Below are 15,361 nucleotides of genomic sequence, written 5' to 3' on the forward strand. Positions count from 1 at the left end.
GCGCTCCTAGTACTTCAAGAGGTTCGCGTCGTCCACCGACGACGACTGGCGGGTGCGGAAGATGGCCGTGATGATCGCGAGCCCGACGACGACCTCACAGGCCGCGACGACCATCACGAACAGGGCCATCACCTGGCCGTCGAGGTTGCCGTTGATGCGCGAGAACGTGACCAGGGTCAGGTTCACCGCGTTCAGCATGAGCTCGATGCACATGAACACGACCACGGCGTTGCGCCGCACCAGGACGCCGACGGCGCCGATGGTGAACAGCAGCGCCGAGAGCAGCAGGTAGTACTCGGGCCTCATCGGTGCTCCCCGGTGTCGGCGGCCTCACCGGAGGCGGCGGTCCGGTCGGGTGCGGGGCGGCCGGTCAGCGCGTGCGCGTCCGGGGTCGTCGTGTCCGGCACGTCGACCGCGACCGACTCGATGATCTCCGACAGCGACTCCGGGGCGATCGAGCCGTCGGGCAGGATCGCCGGGACCGCGACCGAGTTCGCCGTCGCGTAGACGCCGGGGCCGGGCAGCGGGGAGATGCGGGCGTGCTCGCCGCGCAGCCGTTTCAGCACCGTCGCGCGCTGGCCGATCTTGGTGTGCTGGCTGCTCTGCGAGCCGGACAGCACCATCGCGCCGAGCGCGGCGACCATCAGCAGGGCCGCGGTCAGCTCGAACGCCAGCAGGTAGTCGGTGAAGATCAGCCGGCCGAGGCCGGGGACGTTGCCGTTCCACCCGAGCCCGCCCTGCGCCAGCCCCGCGGGGGTGACGCTGGTCAGGCCGCGGGCCAGCCCGCCGACCAGGAGCGCGGCCAGCGCCACGCCGAACACCAGCGCCGCGGCCCGCTGCCCGCGCAGGACCTCGATCACCGAGTCCTTGGAGTCCCGTCCGACCAGCATGAGGACGAACAGGAACAGCATCATCACGGCGCCGGTGTAGACGATGATCTGCACGAACCCGAGGAACGGGGCGGACTGCACCAGGTACAGCACCGCGATCGAGAACATCGTCAGGACCAGCAGCAGCGCGGCGTGCACCGCGTGCCGGGCGAAGACCAGGCCGAGCGCACCGGCCAGCGCAACCGGTCCGAGGATCCAGAACGCGACCGCCTCGCCGGTGCTCACCTCCCCGGCCGCCTGGGCCAGGACCGCGGCGGCCGTGGTCATCGGGCCTGCTCCTTGGTCTGGTCCTGGGCGGCGGCCCCGGAAGGCGATGGCACAGCGAGCGTCGGGCCGGAGACGTAGTAGTCCTGCTCGTCCTCGCCGAGGCGCATGGGGTGCGGCGGCTGCTCCATGCCCGGCAGCAGCGGGGCCATCAGCTGCTCCTTGGTGTAGATGAGGTCCTGCCGGTTGTCGTCGGCCAGCTCGTAGAAGTTCGTCATCGTGAGCGAGCGCGTCGGGCAGGCCTCGATGCACAGGCCGCAGCCGATGCACCGCAGGTAGTTGATCTGGTAGATCGCGCCGTAGCGCTCACCCGGCGAGTACCGCGCCTCCTCGGTGTTGTCCCCGCCCTCGACGTAGATGGCGTCGGCCGGGCAGGCCCAGGCGCACAGCTCGCAGCCGACGCACTTCTCCAGCCCGTCCGGGTGCCGGTTGAGCTGGTGGCGCCCGTGGTAGCGCGGTGCCGCCGGCGGGAAGTCCTCGGGGTACTCCTCGGTGACGACCTTCTTGAACATCGTCGAGAAGGTGACGCCGAAACCCTTGAAGAAGTCGAACATCTAGCGCGCGTCCTTTCCGGCCGTGACGGCCTTCCGACGCTTCGGGGGTGAGTCGGGGACCACCAGGTCCAGCGGCGGGACGGGGTAGTCCGACGCCGGTTCGACCGGCGGTGCCTCGGTCTGCCGGTCGGGCAGCAGGAACGCCACCGCCAGCACGACGGCCAGCACGAAGCCGATCAGCGACAGCAGCAGCACGTAGTTGTCCGAGCCGGTGTTGACGAAGGCCCGGATGCCGAAGATCGCGACGATCCAGACCAGCATGACCGGGACCAGGACCTTCCAGCCCAGCTTCATGAACTGGTCGTAGCGGAACCGCGGCAGCGTCCCGCGCAGCCAGATGAACACGAACAGGAACAGCAGCACCTTGATGATGAAGGCGACGAACTGCATCCAGCCGTAGGCGTTGAGGAAGCTCAGCGGCCAGGGCCACATGCCGCCGCCGAGGAACAGCGTCACCGCCATCGCCGAGACGGTCACCATGTTCACGTACTCGGCGAGGAAGAACAGTGCGAACTTCAGCGACGAGTACTCGGTGTGGAACCCGCCGACCAGCTCCGACTCGGCCTCGGGGAGGTCGAACGGGGCCCGGTTGGTCTCGCCGACCATCGCGATCACGAAGACCACGAAGCTCGGCAGCAGCAGCCAGAAGTACCAGCCCGACGCCTGCGCCCCGACGATCGTCGCGGTGGACAGCGAGCCGGAGTAGAGGACGACGCCGACCACGGCCAGGCCCAGCGCGATCTCGTAGGAGATGACCTGGGCGGCCGAGCGCAGCGCGCCCAGCAGCGAGTACGGCGAGCCCGATGCCCAGCCGCCGAGCACGATGCCGTAGACGCCGATCGAGGAACAGGCCAGCACCACGAGCACGCCGACCGGGACGTCGACGAGCTGGAGCACCGTCGGCTCGCCGAAGATCGTGACCTCGCCGCCGAACGGGATCACCGAGAAGGCGACGAACGCGGGGATCGTCGAGATGACCGGGGCGATGAAGTAGACCTTCTTGTCGGCCATCGCCGGCATGATGTCTTCCTTGAACGCCAGCTTCAGACCGTCGGCGAGGCTCTGCAGCCAGCCGCCGGGGCCGGTCCGGTTCGGGCCCGGACGGTGCTGCATCCGGCCGACGACCTTGCGCTCCCAGTTGATCATGAACAGGGTCAGCACGACGCCGAGCGCGAACAGCCCGACGACCTTGATCAGGATCAGCCAGATCGGGTCGTCGGCGAGCAGCGCCTGGGTGTGCGTCAGCTGGTCCACCGGGGTGGGCGGCACCTGGGACAGGTTCACGACGCGCTTCCGTTCCCGGCCGGACCGACCGTCACGAGGTCACCGTGGCCCACCCCGAGCGTGGGGCGGACGTGCGAGCCGGGCGAGCAGGCCGGCAGCCAGACGACGCCGTCGGGCAGGTCGGTCAGCGCGACCGGCAGGGTGATCGCCCCGTGGTCGGTGCGGACCGTCGCCTCGGCACCCTCGACCAGCGCGAGCCGCTCCGCGGTGGCCGCGTTGACCTTGACGTAGGGCCGCCGCGCCGTGCCGGCGAGCGCGGGCTCGTCGATCTGGAGGCTGCCGTCGTCGATCATCTGGCGGGAGGTGGCGAGGACCGCCTGGCCGTAGCCGGGACGCCGGGGCCGGCCCGCCGTGTGGTCCGGCGCGGCGGCGCCGGGGCGGCGCGAACCGAGCCGCTCCAGCTCCCCCGCCGCGGCGGCCGGGGTCTGGGTGAACAGGTCCGCGTCCATCTCGACGCCGAGGGTGTCGAGCACCCGGCAGTCCGGCAGCACGCCGGTCGCGTCCAGTGCGACGGCGAACTCGCGGCGGCGGCCCTCCCAGTTGACGTAGGCACCGGAGCGCTGGGCGTCCGGGGCGACCGGGAGGACGACGTCGGCGAGCTCGGTGACCGCCGAGGTGTGGATCTCCAGGCTGACCAGGAAACCGACCTCCCGCAGCGCGGTGATCGCCGCCGTCGGGTCGGCCATGTCCTGCGGGTCGACCCCGCCCACCACCAGGGCCGCGAGCGCCCCGCTCGCCGCGGCGGCGAGGATCGCGTCGCCGTCGCGGCCGGGCGTGGCCGGCACGGGGGCACCCCAGACCTGCTCCAGCTCGGCGCGGGCGGCGGCGTCGGTGACGAGCCGGCCGCCGGGCAGCAGGGTGGGCAGCGCGCCCGCCTCGACCGCACCGCGGTCCCCGGCCCGGCGCGGCAGCCAGCCGATCGCCGCGCCGGTGCGGGCGGCGAGCGCGGACACCGCCGAGTACAGGCCCGGCGACTCCGCGGCCCGGTCCCCGACCAGGATCACCGCACCCGGCTGCTCCAGCGCGGCGACGACGTCGGCGCCCGGGTCGGCGACGACCGCGGCCTCCGCGCCGGGCACCGCGTGCAGCACGGTGGCGCCGGTCTTCTCCGCGCCGTAGCTGGTGAACGGACCGACCTGGAAGTGACGCAGGCCCTTCTTCCGGTACGCCTTGCGCAGGCGGAGGAAGACGATGCCCGACTCCTCCTCCGGGTCGGTGCCGACGGTGAGCACGGCCGGGGCGTTCTCGATCGCGGTGAACGTGACCGAGTCCTCGGGCGTCCCACCGACGACGTGCGCGGCGAGGAACTCCAGCTCCTCGTCCGAGTGCGGCCGGGCACGGAAGTCGATGTCGTTGGTGCCGGCGACGACGCGGGCGAACTTGGCGTAGGCGTAGGCGTCCTCGACGGTCAGCCGTCCCCCGGGCAGGACGCCGATCCCACCGGCCGAGCGGGCCGCGAGCAGCCCCTCCGCGGCGACGGCCAGCGCCTCGGTCCAGGAGGCCTCGGTCAGGGTGCCGTCCGCGCGCCGGACCAGCGGCCGGGTGATGCGGCCCTGGCTACCGGTGTAGCGGAAGGCGAACCGGCCCTTGTCGCAGAGCCACTCCTCGTTGACCTCCGGGTCGTTGCCGGCGAGGCGGCGCAGCACGGTCCCGCGCCGGGAGTCGGTGCGCATCGAGCAGCCGGAGCTGCAGTGCTCGCAGGTCCCCGCGGTCGAGCGCAGGTCGAACGGGCGCGACCGGAACCGGTAGGCGGCACTGGTCAGCGCGCCGACCGGGCAGATCTGGATCGTGTTGCCCGAGAAGTAGGACTGGAACGGCTGGTCCTCGGCGATCCCGATCTGCTGCTTCGCCCCGCGCTCGAGCAGGTCGATGAACGGGTCGCCGGCGATCTCCTCGGAGAAGCGCGTGCAGCGCTGACAGAGCACGCAGCGCTCGCGGTCGAGCAGCACCTGGCTGGAGATCGGCAGCGGCTTCGGGAAGGTCCGCTTCTTCTCCACGAACCGCGAGTCCGCCCGACCGTGCGCCATCGCCTGGTTCTGCAGCGGGCACTCGCCGCCCTTGTCGCAGATCGGACAGTCCAGCGGGTGGTTGATGAGCAGCAGCTCCATCACACCCTGCTGCGCCTTGTCCGCCCGCTCGGAGGTGGCTTGCGTCTTCACCACCATCCCGTCGGCGACGGTCATGGTGCAGCTGGCCTGCGGCTTCGGCATCGGCCGGCCGCCCATCTCCACCTCGACCAGGCACTGGCGGCAGGCGCCGGCCGGATCGAGGAGCGGGTGGTCGCAGAACCGCGGGATCACGATGCCGAGGCGCTCGCAGGTGCGGATCAGCAGCTCGCCCTTGGGGGCGTCGACGACCTGGCCGTCGATGGTGAGGCGGACGTGGCCCTCGGGGACGGGTGTCTCCGTCGTCTTCTCGGGAGAGAGGGTCATGCGGTGGCTCCCGTGAGCTCGGCCAGCTGCTCCGGGCGGTCCACATCGGGCTGCTCCGCGATGAGGTCCAGGAACTCCTGGCGGAAGTACTTGATGGCGCTGGTGATGGGGCTCGTCGCGCCGTCGCCGAGGGCGCAGAAGGAGCGGCCGAGGATGTTGTCGCAGACGTCGAGCAGGGTGTCGATGTCGGTCGAGGTGCCCTCGCCACGCACCATCCGCTGCAGCACCTGGACCAGCCAGTAGGTGCCCTCGCGGCACGGGGTGCACTTGCCGCAACTCTCGTGCTTGTAGAACTCGGTCCACTTCATGACCGCCCACGGCACCGAGACGGTCTCGTTGAAGACCTGCACCGCGGTCGTCCCCAGCATGGAGCCGGCCTCGGCGGCGCCCTCGAAGTCCAGCGGGACGTCGAGGTGCTCGGCGGTGAACAGCGGTGTCGACGAGCCGCCCGGGGTCCAGAACTTCAGCGGGACCCCGTCCTTCATCCCGCCGGCGAGCTCGAGGAGCTCTCGCAGCGTGATGCCGAGCGGCGCCTCGTACTGGCCGGGCCGCTCGACGTGCCCGGAGACCGAGTAGATCTTCGGGCCGGGCGACTTCTCCCGGCCCATCGAGCGGAACCAGGCCGCGCCGCCGTTGACGATGGCGGGGACGCTGGCGATGGTCTCGACGTTGTTGACGACGGTCGGGCAGGCGTAGAGCCCGGCGGTCGCCGGGAACGGCGGCTTGAGCCGGGGCTGTCCGCGACGACCCTCGAGCGAGTCGAGCAGCGCCGTCTCCTCGCCGCAGATGTAGGCGCCCGCGCCGGCGTGCACCACGATCTCCAGGTCGAACCCGGAGCCGAGGATGTCGCGCCCGAGGTAGCCCTTCGCCTTCGCCTCGCGGACGGCGGCGCGCAGCCTGCGGATGCAGTGCAGCGCCTCGCCGCGGACGTAGATCGCGCAGAAGTTCGCGCGGATCGCGTAGCTGGTGACGATGCAGCCCTCGATGAGGGCGTGCGGGTCGGCCATCATCGTCGGGATGTCCTTGCAGGTACCCGGCTCGCCCTCGTCGGCGTTGATGACCAGGTACTTCGGCTTCGCGCCGGGCCCCTTGCCGCTGCCGTCGTCCTGCGGGATGAACCCCCACTTCATGCCGGTGGGGAACCCGGCACCGCCGCGGCCGCGCAGCCCGGAGTCCTTGACCAGCTGGATGAGCTGGTCGGGGTGGGCGGCGAACGCGGTCCGCAGGGAGGTGTAGCCCTCCAGCTGCTCGTAGGTGTCGATCGACCAGGACCGCGGCGACAGCCAGCGCCTGGTCAGGACGGGTGTGATCGGGTCCGGCTTGCGCACGGGCTCGGTGGTGCTCATGCGATCACTTCTTCTCCGGTAGCGCGGGCATCGCCGGCGGCTCGTCGGGCAGCGCCGGAGCGGTCCAGCCGTTCTCCTGGGCCATCCGGGCCCCGCGCACCGACTCGATCGCGCCGGACGGACCCTCGACACGGGCCGTCGTGTCGACGCCTCCGGCGTCGTCGGTGAAACCGGCCAGCTCCAGCTCGACGGTCCGCAGGTCGGTCAGCGGCGCGCCGCGGGTGGGCTGCGGGCGCTCACCGCGACGCAGTGCCTCGACGAGCTCCACAGCGGACTCGACGGTCTGGTTGTCGAAGTACTCGTAGTTGACCTGCAGCACCGGGGCGAGGTCGCAGGCCGCGAGGCACTCGGCGTGCTCGAGGGTGATCGATCCGGTGGTGCCGGGCTCCCCCGCGGTCTCCTCGTGGCCCAGCGGGCGGTCCTCGGTGCCCAGCTGCGTGCGCAGGCGGGCGTAGATGTCGTCGCCGCCCAGCGCCGCGCACAGGGTGTTGGTGCAGACGCTGACCAGGTGCTCGCCGCAGGGGGAGCGCTTGTACATCGTGTAGAACGTCGCGACCGCGGACACCTCGGCCGTGGTGAGCCCGAGGGCCTCGGCGCAGTAGCGGACGCCGTCCGGGCTGACGTAGCCCTCGACCGACTGCACCAGGTGCAGCAGCGGTAGCAGCGCCGACCGGGACTCCGGGTAGAGGGAGATGATCTCCGCCGTGCGCTGCCGGGTCAGCTCGTCGAAGACCGGCGAGACCGGGCTCTTCTCCTGCGGGGGGACCGTCATCGGTCGCAACCTCCCATCACGGGGTCGATCGAGGCGACGGCCGCGATGACGTCGGCGACCTGGCCGCCCTCGCTCATCGCGGGCATCGTCTGCAGGTTCACGAAGCTGGGGTCGCGGACGTGGATGCGGACCGGGCGGGTGCCGCCGTCGGACACCGCGTGCACCGCGAGCTCGCCGCGCGGGGACTCGACGGCCGCGTAGGCCTGCCCCGGCGGGACGTGGAACCCCTCGGTGACCAGCTTGAAGTGGTGGATCAACGACTCCATCGACTGACCCATGATCTTGCGGACGTGCTCGAGGGTGTTGCCCATGCCGTCGCTGCCGATCGACAGCTGCGCGGGCCAGGCGACCTTCGGGTCGTCGACCATGACGCGGCCCGGCCCCAGCTCGTCGAGCTTGGTCACCGCCTGCTCCATGATCTTGAGCGACTCGTGGATCTCGGCGACGCGCATCCGGTAGCGGGCGAAGCAGTCGGCCTCGGTGGCCGTCGGGACCTCGAAGTCGTACTGGTCGTACACCGAGTACGGCATGTGCTTGCGCAGGTCCCAGGCGAGCCCGGCCGAACGCAGGATCGGGCCGGACGCGCCGAGGGCCAGACAGCCGTCGACGGGCAGATAGCCCACGCCCTCCAGGCGCTGGCGCCAGATCGGCTGCCCGGTGAGCAGCCGGTCGTAGTCGGGCAGCCGGGAGTTCATGACCTTCAGGAAGTCGCGGACCTTGTCCTGCCAGCCCTCGGGCATGTCCTGGGCCAGCCCGCCGGGCCGGATGAACGCGTGGTTCATCCGCAGGCCGGTGAGGAACTCCAGCAGGTGGAGCACCTCCTCGCGCTCCCGGAAGCCGGAGGTCATACCGGTCAGCGCGCCCAGCTCCATGCCGCCGGTGGCCAGCGCGACGAGGTGCGAGCCGATCCGGTTCAGCTCCCAGAGCAGCACCCGCAGGTGCTCGGCCCGCTGCGGGACCTCGACGCCCAGCAGCTTCTCGACGGCCATGCAGTAGGCGCCCTCGTTGAACAGCGGGGACAGGTAGTCCGCGCGGGTCACGAAGGTGACGCCCTGGGTCCAGGTCCGGTACTCGCAGTTCTTCTCGATACCGGTGTGCAGGTAGCCGATGACCGCGCGGCCCTGGGTGACGGTCTCGCCCTCCAGCTCCAGGACCAGGCGCAGCACCCCGTGCGTCGACGGGTGCTGCGGGCCCATGTTGATGACGATCCGGTCGTCGTGCTCGACCTCGAGCAGGTCGTCCCAGTCGCCGCCGGTGACGGTGTAGACCGTGCCCTCGGTGGTCTCCCGGCCGGGCGCGGCGTACGGGTCGGTGCCCGTGGTGGGGTCCGCGTCGGTGCCGATGCTCGTTCCGCGTGCGCTGCTCTCGGTGGTCACGAGTAGGCCCTCCGCTCGTCGGGCGGGGGGATCTCCGCGCCCTTGTACTCCACGGGGATGCCGCCCAGCGGGTAGCTCTTGCGCTGGGGGTGGCCGTCCCAGTCGTCCGGCATGAGGATCCGGGTCAGCGCGGGGTGGCCGTCGAAGACGACGCCGTACATGTCCCAGGTCTCGCGCTCGTGCCAGTCGGCCGTCGGGTAGACGTCGACGACGCTGGACACGGTGGGCGGGTTCGCAGCGTCTCCGATGTCGAGGGCGACCTCCAGGCGCACCCGGCGCCGGTAGGTCATCGACAGCAGGTGGTAGACGACGTGCAGCGGTCGGTCGACCGGCGCACCGTCCGGCGCCGAGTAGTCCACACCGGACACCCCGGAGCAGAACTCGAAGCGCAGGCCCGGGTCGTCGCGCAGGGTGCGGGCGACCTCGTGCAGCCGGGCGGGCTCGACGTAGAGGGTCATCTCGTCGCGGTCGATCGTGACCTGCTCGATCGCCGAACGCGGGATGCTGCGTTCGTCGAGGGCCGCGCCGAGCTCGTCGGCGAACTCGTCGAACCAGCCGCCGAAGGGCCGCTCGGCCGGTGCCGGGGCCCAGCCGGGCAGGCGCAGTCCGCCGTAGCCGGAGGTGTCGCCGGAGCCGCGGACGCCGAACATGCCCGAGCGCGTGCGGGTCTCGGTCATCTTCTGGGCGGGGCGGGCCCCGCCCAGCGCGTCGGACGGGGTGGCCGCGTCCTCGGGGCCGGCCAGGTCGCCGGGGGCCTCGCCGCCCGCCGCCCGCCGCTGCTCGGCCGCGGCGCCGCTCTCCTGCGACGACGAGTGCGCGCCGCCGGTGGGCTCGGTCCCGTCCTTGGAGGTGCCGGTCGGCTCGGTCACGTCGCGTCACCTCCGCGGGCGGCGTCGGCCAGCGACGGCAGCTCCATGGTCTCCCCCGGCGCGAGCGCGTTCGGGGCCGGCTTGGGCTGCGAGCCCGGCTCCAGGTAGTTCGGGACGTCGGGGGTGTGCGTGGTCTTCAGCGCGCCGAGCCGCTTGTGCTTCGGCGCGTACTTGACCGACGACGGCACCATCGGCGTCCGGTACCCGGACTCGGCGAGCTCGGCGGCCCGCTTCGGGCCGAGCGGCTCGTCCATGATCTTGGCGTGGATCTTGAGGATCGCGTCGATCAGCATCTCCGGCCGCGGCGGACAGCCGGGCAGGTACATGTCGACCGGCACGACGTGGTCCACGCCCTGGACGATCGCGTAGTTGTTGAACATGCCGCCGGAGCTGGCGCAGACGCCCATGGCCAGGACCCAGCGCGGCTCGGGCATCTGGTCGTAGATCTGGCGCAGGACCGGCGCCATCTTGTTGCTCACCCGGCCCGCGACGATCATCAGGTCCGCCTGGCGCGGCGAGGCCCGGAAGACCTCCATGCCGAAGCGGGCGAGGTCGTAGCGCGGGGCGCCGGTGGTCATCATCTCGATGGCGCAGCAGGCCAGGCCGAACGTGGCGGGCCAGAGCGACGACTTCCGGGTCCAGTTGACCAGCTTCTCGACATTGGTCAGCAGGACGCCGCTGGGCAGGTTCTCCTCGAGTCCCATGACGGCCTCAGCTCCACTCGAGCCCGCCGCGACGCCACTCATAGGCGTACGCGAAGGCGATCGTGGCGATGTAGAGCGTGATGGCCACGAACCCGAAGACGCCGACCGCATCGGCGACGACGGCGTACGGGTACATGAACACCAGCTCGATGTCGAACAGGATGAACAGCATCGCCGTGAGGTAGTAGGCGACCGGCACCCGACCGCCACCGACGACCGGCTGCGGCGAGGGCTCGATACCGCACTCGTAGGAGTCCAGCTTGGCCCGGTTGAACCGGCGCGGACCGATCAGCGGCGCGGACGCGACCGAGAACAGCGCGAAGCCCGCCGCCAACACGAACAGCAGGACGAGCGGGAGATAGGGATCGAGCATTCCTACACCTTCGTTGTCGCGGCGCCACCGTCGTTGGTGGTGATCGACGAGCCGGTCGCGGCGACCCTATGTCCGGCCCCCTGTGACCAAGAACCCAGGCGAGCCTTACCTGGCACGGGGTGCAGGTCACATGTGATCCGCATCCGTGCAGGTCGGCGCGCTGCGGGCCGCGTGACCCCCACCACCCTTGTGAAAAAGTTCACGAACTGCGCGAGCAGTGTAGGACGGTGCCGCGGTGATCGCGTGGGCGGATCGGGCGATGCTCGGGGAGTCCTTGCGGCGCAACGGGGCTCGACGCGGTGTCACCGGGTGGTGACGATCGGTCCGCCCGGCCCGACAAGCCCCGGGGCGCCCCGCCGCGGCCCGGACCCGGACCCGGCCCCGGCCCCGGACCCGGCCCCGGCCCCGGACCCGGCCCCGACGCCCTACTACCGCGGTATTCGCTTACCCGGTAAGCGAATACCGGTCCCCTCCCCTGCCGGGTTCCTCGTCGCGGCTCCTCGTCGGGAGGGCGGATCGAGCACGTCCGTCCCACGAGGTCCAGGGGAGATCCGGGGGCGCGATTCCGTGACGCGGCGCGGTGGAGAGTCGGCCTACCTCGGACCGGGCCCTGGAGCCAAGGGAGTGTCGGGAGAACTCGCTTACCTGGTAAGCGAATCCGTAGGTCCCGGTCCTCAGAACCCGGCGTCCAGGGGGGATCCCAGCTCCAGGGGCCGGCCTGCAGAGGGCCGGCCTGCAGAGGGCGGGACGGCAGAGCGCGGGACGGCAGAGCGCGGGACGGCGAGGCGGAGCGGGAACGGCGCGGCGGGGCGGGGCGGGGCGAGACGGGGCGAAACGGCGGGGCGGGGCGGGGCGAAACGGCGGGCAGGACCGGCGGGGTCAGGCCGGCTTGTACGCCCGGTGCAGCGCGACGGCTCCGAAGGTCAGGTTCCGCCAGGCGGGGCGCTCCCAGCCTGCGTCGGCGATCTTGGCGGCGAGCGAGGGCTGGTCGGGCCAGTCCCGGATCGACTCGGCCAGGTACAGGTAGGCCTCGGGGTTCGACGAGACCGTCCGGGCGATCGCCGGGAGGGCGTGACCGAGGACCGCGTTCTGGTAGAGCACGCGGAAGGGGGCCCAGGTCGGCGTCGAGAACTCGCAGACGACCAGGCGGCCTCCGGGGCGGGTCACGCGGGCCATCTCGTGCAGGCCGGCGACGGTGTCGTTCACGTTGCGCAGGCCGAAAGAGATGGTCACGGCGTCGAAGCTGCCGTCGGCGAAGGGCAGGTGCAGCGCGTCGGCGGCGGCCTTCGGGACGTCCCGGCGGGCACCGGCCCGCAGCATGCCGAGGGAGAAGTCCGCGGCGACGCACCAGGCACCGTCCTTCGCCAGCTCGACGGTCGAGACCGCGGTGCCCGCGGCGAGGTCGAGGACCTTCTCTCCCGGGCGGAGCCCGAGGGCACGGCGGGTCTGGATCCGCCAGTAGCGGTCCTGGCCGCCCGACAGCGCGGTGTTGGTCAGGTCGTAGCGCCGGGCGACGCCGTCGAACATGCGGGCGACGTCGGTCGGGTTCTTGTCGAGCTCGGCGCGGGACACGGACACAGCTTAGGCGACCCGGCAGACCCTCACCGCTGACCGAACTGCTCGCGCAGCACCTCGCGCAGGCCCCTCAGGTACTCCGCGCGCACCCGGGCGGCGACGCCGGCCCACTCGGCCGACGGCGTGGCCACCCCGGTGCCGTCGCCGGTGAGGGCGCCCATGCCGTGCAGGGCGATCCAGCGGTGGTCGTAGTCGTGGGGCGCCGCCCGGTCCCAGGCGACGGCGCGGATCGCGGCGCGGCGGACCCGGGCCGGGTCGGCGAAGGCCCACCGGTTCACCGGCTCGCCGAACCGGTCGCGCAACACCGCCAGCGCCTGGGCCGCGGTGGTGTCGGTGCAGCGGCAGGCGTCGTAGCGGGCCCGCAGCTGGCCCGCGTAGAACCAGCGGGCGGCCTCGGCCATCTCGCCGTCGGCGACGAGGTTCTCCGACAGGGCGAACAGCACCGGCGGCATCTGCCGGTGCGGGGCGTCGAGGACCTCGGCGCGGGCGGCGGACCGGACCGTGGGCGCGGGGTCGAGGAGGTGGGACATCAGGCGGACGGCGGCGGAGGTGTCGACCGTGGCGAGCTCGCCACGGGGCGCGACGACGACGGTGCGGCTCATGGACCCACCGTCGCCGACCTGCCGTGGCCCCGGATCCGCACGACTACGGAGCCGGCCCGATCGGGCTGAGACGATCAGGCCGACGATCGGGCTAAGAACGATCAGGCTGAGAACGATCAGGCCGCGACGATCAGGCCGCGACGCGCTCCGGCGCCGCAGCGCGGAGCACCTCGCCGTAGTGGGCGAGCAGCTCGTCGCCGACCGCGGTCCAGGTGCGGCGCAGCACCGACTGGCGGGCGGCCAGGCCGAACTCCCGGTTGCGCTGCGGCTCGCACAGCGCCGCGACCGCGGCGACCAGCTCACGGTCGGCGGCGTCGGTGGCCGGGTCGCCGGGCGCTCCGCCGTCCGGACGGGGCGCCACGAGGTAGCCGGTGCGGTCGGGCAGCACGAGGTCGCGCGGGCCGCCCGCGTCGGGTGCCACGACCGGGACGCCCGAGGCGAGCGCCTCCTGCACGGCCTGGCAGAACGTCTCGGCCTGTCCGGTGTGGACGAATACGTCGAGGCTCGCGTAGATCTGCGCGAGCTCGTCGCCGCCGCGGTGCCCGAGGAACGCCGCCGACGGCAGCCGCTCGCGCAACCCGTCGGCGCTGGGGCCGTCGCCGACGACGACCAGCCGCGTCCCGGGCAGCTCACCCAGCACGGCGAGCCGCTCGACCTGCTTCTCCGGGGCGAGGCGGCCGACGAACCCGATGAGCCGCTCGCCGTTCGGGGCCAGCCGGCCGCGCAGTGCGTCGCTGCGCCGCGACGGGGTGAACCGGCGGGTGTCGACGCCGCGCGCCCACTGGTGCACCCGCGGGACACCGCGCTCGCGCAGCGCCCCGGTCGCCCAGCTCGACGGTGCGAGGGTCCGGTCGGCCATGCCGTGCAGCCGGCAGGTCCAGCGCCACGCGGCCCGCGCGGTCAGCCCGAGCCCGTAGGCGGAGGCGAACCCGGCGACGTCGGTCTGGTAGATCGCGACCGTCGGCACGCCGAGGCGCCGCGCCGCCGCCAGCCCCCGCGCCCCGACGACGAACGGCGCCGACAGGTGCACCACGTCGGGCCGGAACCGGCGCAGCGCGGTCAGGATCCGCCTGCTGGGCACACCGACCGGCATCGAGTTCACCACCGGCAGCTCGACGGCCGGGATCCGCACGACCGGGATCCCCTCGTGGGAGTCCGGCTCGCCGGTACCCGGCGCGATCACCACGACGTCGTGACCCCCTGCCCGCAGGTGCTCGCACACCCGCAGCACCGAGTTGGTGACGCCGTTGACCACCGGCAGGAAGCATTCCGAGACGATTGCGACGCGCACGGCCGGAACGGTGACGGGGTCGGGACAGCGGGTCGGGTCCCTGGCGTGATCAACCACCCAACCCTGGGAGAACATCGGGTGGGCGGGTCACGAGTTGGCGCGTCCGGCACAAGGTGGACACCCGCGCGTCGTCGCCGGGACATCACCCGCCCGGACACTCGGGGCGCATGACGGCCGTGCCCCACACCCCGCCACACACGGTGCCACCCCTGGTGCCGTCCCCCCGGCCGGTGGACCCGGCACTGCTCTCCCGTGCCCTCGAGACCGCGGGCCGGCTGGCCAACGACGCCGCCGAGGTGATCACCGCGACGCTGGGTCGCGAGCACACCGGTTCCCTCGACGCCTCCGCCAAGGCCAACCCCTTCGACTGGGTCACCGACACCGACCGCACCCTGGAGCGGCACACCCGCCGGGTGCTGGCCGCGGAGTTCCCCGGCTGCCCGGTCGTCGGCGAGGAGTTCGGCGCCGACGCCGGTGCCGACACCGCGCCGCTGCGCTGGGTCGTCGACCCGGTCGACGGGACCGCGAACTACGTCGCGGGCCTGCCCTGGTGCGCCTACAGCCTGGCCCTGGTCGACCGCGACGGCCCGGCCGTGGGCGTCGTCGCCGACCCTGGCCGGGGGCAGATCTACGCCGCCGCCCGCGGGCGCGGCTTCCGGGCCAACGGCGTGCCGGTGCCGGAGCGGCGCACCGCCCGGGTCGCTGGGTCGCTCATCTGCGCCGAGGATCCCGAGCCCGGGTTCGTCGAGCGCGCCCGCGCCGCGCACGTCGGCGTGCGGGTGCTCGGCTCCGCCGCGCTGGCGATCACCCAGGTCGCGCTCGGCAACGCCGTCGCCGCGGTGCTGACCCGCTACCACGAGTGGGACATCGCCGGGGCGCTCTGCCTGGCCACCGAGGCCGGCGCGCTGGTGCTGGGCCGCGACGGCCGGTCGACGCCGCTGCCCGAGGGCGGGCTGCTCGTCGTGGCGCCGCAGGTCGTCGCCGAGGTCGGGGCGCTCTGGCGGGGCTGAAGCACGACATCGCCGCCCA

Annotated in this window: 15 protein-coding genes; 1 reads left to right on the top strand and 14 read right to left on the bottom strand. The window is 72.5% G+C overall.

Going from position 1 to position 15,361, the window contains the following annotated elements; all coding sequences use genetic code 11:
• Positions 1 to 6: 6 nt before the first annotated feature.
• From nuoK to Ae331Ps2_RS06830, 14 genes are all read right to left on the bottom strand, one after another.
• Positions 7 to 306: an NADH-quinone oxidoreductase subunit NuoK gene (gene nuoK / locus Ae331Ps2_RS06765; protein WP_060710483.1), complete on the bottom strand. Its 300-nt coding sequence runs from the start codon at positions 304 to 306 to the stop codon at positions 7 to 9.
• Positions 303 to 1,157 carry an NADH-quinone oxidoreductase subunit J gene (locus Ae331Ps2_RS06770; protein WP_075310040.1) on the bottom strand — a complete coding sequence of 285 codons (855 nt, stop codon included), beginning with the start codon at positions 1,155 to 1,157 and terminating at the stop codon, positions 303 to 305. The genes nuoK and Ae331Ps2_RS06770 overlap by 4 nt, the downstream gene beginning before the upstream one ends.
• Positions 1,154 to 1,708, bottom strand: a complete 555-nt coding sequence (nuoI, locus tag Ae331Ps2_RS06775; RefSeq protein ID WP_075310038.1) for an NADH-quinone oxidoreductase subunit NuoI — start codon at positions 1,706 to 1,708, stop codon at positions 1,154 to 1,156. The genes Ae331Ps2_RS06770 and nuoI overlap by 4 nt, the downstream gene beginning before the upstream one ends.
• On the bottom strand, positions 1,709 to 2,953 hold the full coding sequence (nuoH, locus tag Ae331Ps2_RS06780) for an NADH-quinone oxidoreductase subunit NuoH (protein ID WP_043277392.1): 1,245 nt from the start codon (positions 2,951 to 2,953) through the stop codon (positions 1,709 to 1,711). It lies immediately after the preceding gene.
• A 35-nt stretch (positions 2,954 to 2,988) separates the two neighbouring features.
• On the bottom strand, positions 2,989 to 5,424 hold the full coding sequence (locus Ae331Ps2_RS06785) for an NADH-quinone oxidoreductase subunit G (protein WP_075310036.1): 2,436 nt from the start codon (positions 5,422 to 5,424) through the stop codon (positions 2,989 to 2,991).
• On the bottom strand, positions 5,421 to 6,770 hold the full coding sequence (nuoF, locus tag Ae331Ps2_RS06790; protein ID WP_020628047.1) for an NADH-quinone oxidoreductase subunit NuoF: 1,350 nt from the start codon (positions 6,768 to 6,770) through the stop codon (positions 5,421 to 5,423). Before nuoF ends, Ae331Ps2_RS06785 begins: the two co-directional genes overlap by 4 nt.
• Before the next feature lie 4 nt (positions 6,771 to 6,774).
• A complete protein-coding gene (gene nuoE, locus Ae331Ps2_RS06795) occupies positions 6,775 to 7,542 on the bottom strand; it encodes an NADH-quinone oxidoreductase subunit NuoE (protein WP_020628046.1) in 768 nt (255 codons plus the stop codon).
• Complete coding sequence (locus Ae331Ps2_RS06800; RefSeq protein ID WP_075312765.1) at positions 7,539 to 8,885, bottom strand: NADH-quinone oxidoreductase subunit D; 1,347 nt, start codon at positions 8,883 to 8,885, stop codon at positions 7,539 to 7,541. The genes nuoE and Ae331Ps2_RS06800 overlap by 4 nt, the downstream gene beginning before the upstream one ends.
• A 29-nt stretch (positions 8,886 to 8,914) precedes the next feature.
• Positions 8,915 to 9,661: an NADH-quinone oxidoreductase subunit C gene (locus Ae331Ps2_RS06805; protein WP_233147804.1), complete on the bottom strand. Its 747-nt coding sequence runs from the start codon at positions 9,659 to 9,661 to the stop codon at positions 8,915 to 8,917.
• Between the two features lie 122 nt (positions 9,662 to 9,783).
• The gene (locus Ae331Ps2_RS06810; RefSeq protein ID WP_083695297.1) at positions 9,784 to 10,491 is read right to left on the bottom strand and encodes an NADH-quinone oxidoreductase subunit B family protein; all 708 of its coding nucleotides are present in this window, start codon (positions 10,489 to 10,491) and stop codon (positions 9,784 to 9,786) included.
• Between the two features lie 7 nt (positions 10,492 to 10,498).
• Complete coding sequence (locus Ae331Ps2_RS06815) at positions 10,499 to 10,864, bottom strand: NADH-quinone oxidoreductase subunit A (protein WP_020622119.1); 366 nt, start codon at positions 10,862 to 10,864, stop codon at positions 10,499 to 10,501.
• Between the two features lie 879 nt (positions 10,865 to 11,743).
• Positions 11,744 to 12,436 carry a demethylmenaquinone methyltransferase gene (locus Ae331Ps2_RS06820; protein ID WP_075312763.1) on the bottom strand — a complete coding sequence of 231 codons (693 nt, stop codon included), beginning with the start codon at positions 12,434 to 12,436 and terminating at the stop codon, positions 11,744 to 11,746.
• A gap of 29 nt (positions 12,437 to 12,465) precedes the next feature.
• Positions 12,466 to 13,041, bottom strand: a complete 576-nt coding sequence (locus Ae331Ps2_RS06825) for a hypothetical protein (protein ID WP_075310032.1) — start codon at positions 13,039 to 13,041, stop codon at positions 12,466 to 12,468.
• A gap of 130 nt (positions 13,042 to 13,171) precedes the next feature.
• Complete coding sequence (locus tag Ae331Ps2_RS06830; protein ID WP_075310030.1) at positions 13,172 to 14,332, bottom strand: glycosyltransferase family 1 protein; 1,161 nt, start codon at positions 14,330 to 14,332, stop codon at positions 13,172 to 13,174.
• Positions 14,333 to 14,499: 167 nt separating this feature from the next.
• Here Ae331Ps2_RS06830 and Ae331Ps2_RS06835 point away from each other — a divergent pair, with 167 nt between their 5' ends.
• On the top strand, positions 14,500 to 15,342 hold the full coding sequence (locus Ae331Ps2_RS06835; protein ID WP_075310028.1) for an inositol monophosphatase family protein: 843 nt from the start codon (positions 14,500 to 14,502) through the stop codon (positions 15,340 to 15,342).
• The last annotated feature ends 19 nt before the right edge of the window (positions 15,343 to 15,361 follow it).

The sequence above is a fragment of the Pseudonocardia sp. Ae331_Ps2 genome, from assembly GCF_001932405.1.
In the GTDB taxonomy this organism is placed as follows: domain Bacteria; phylum Actinomycetota; class Actinomycetes; order Mycobacteriales; family Pseudonocardiaceae; genus Pseudonocardia.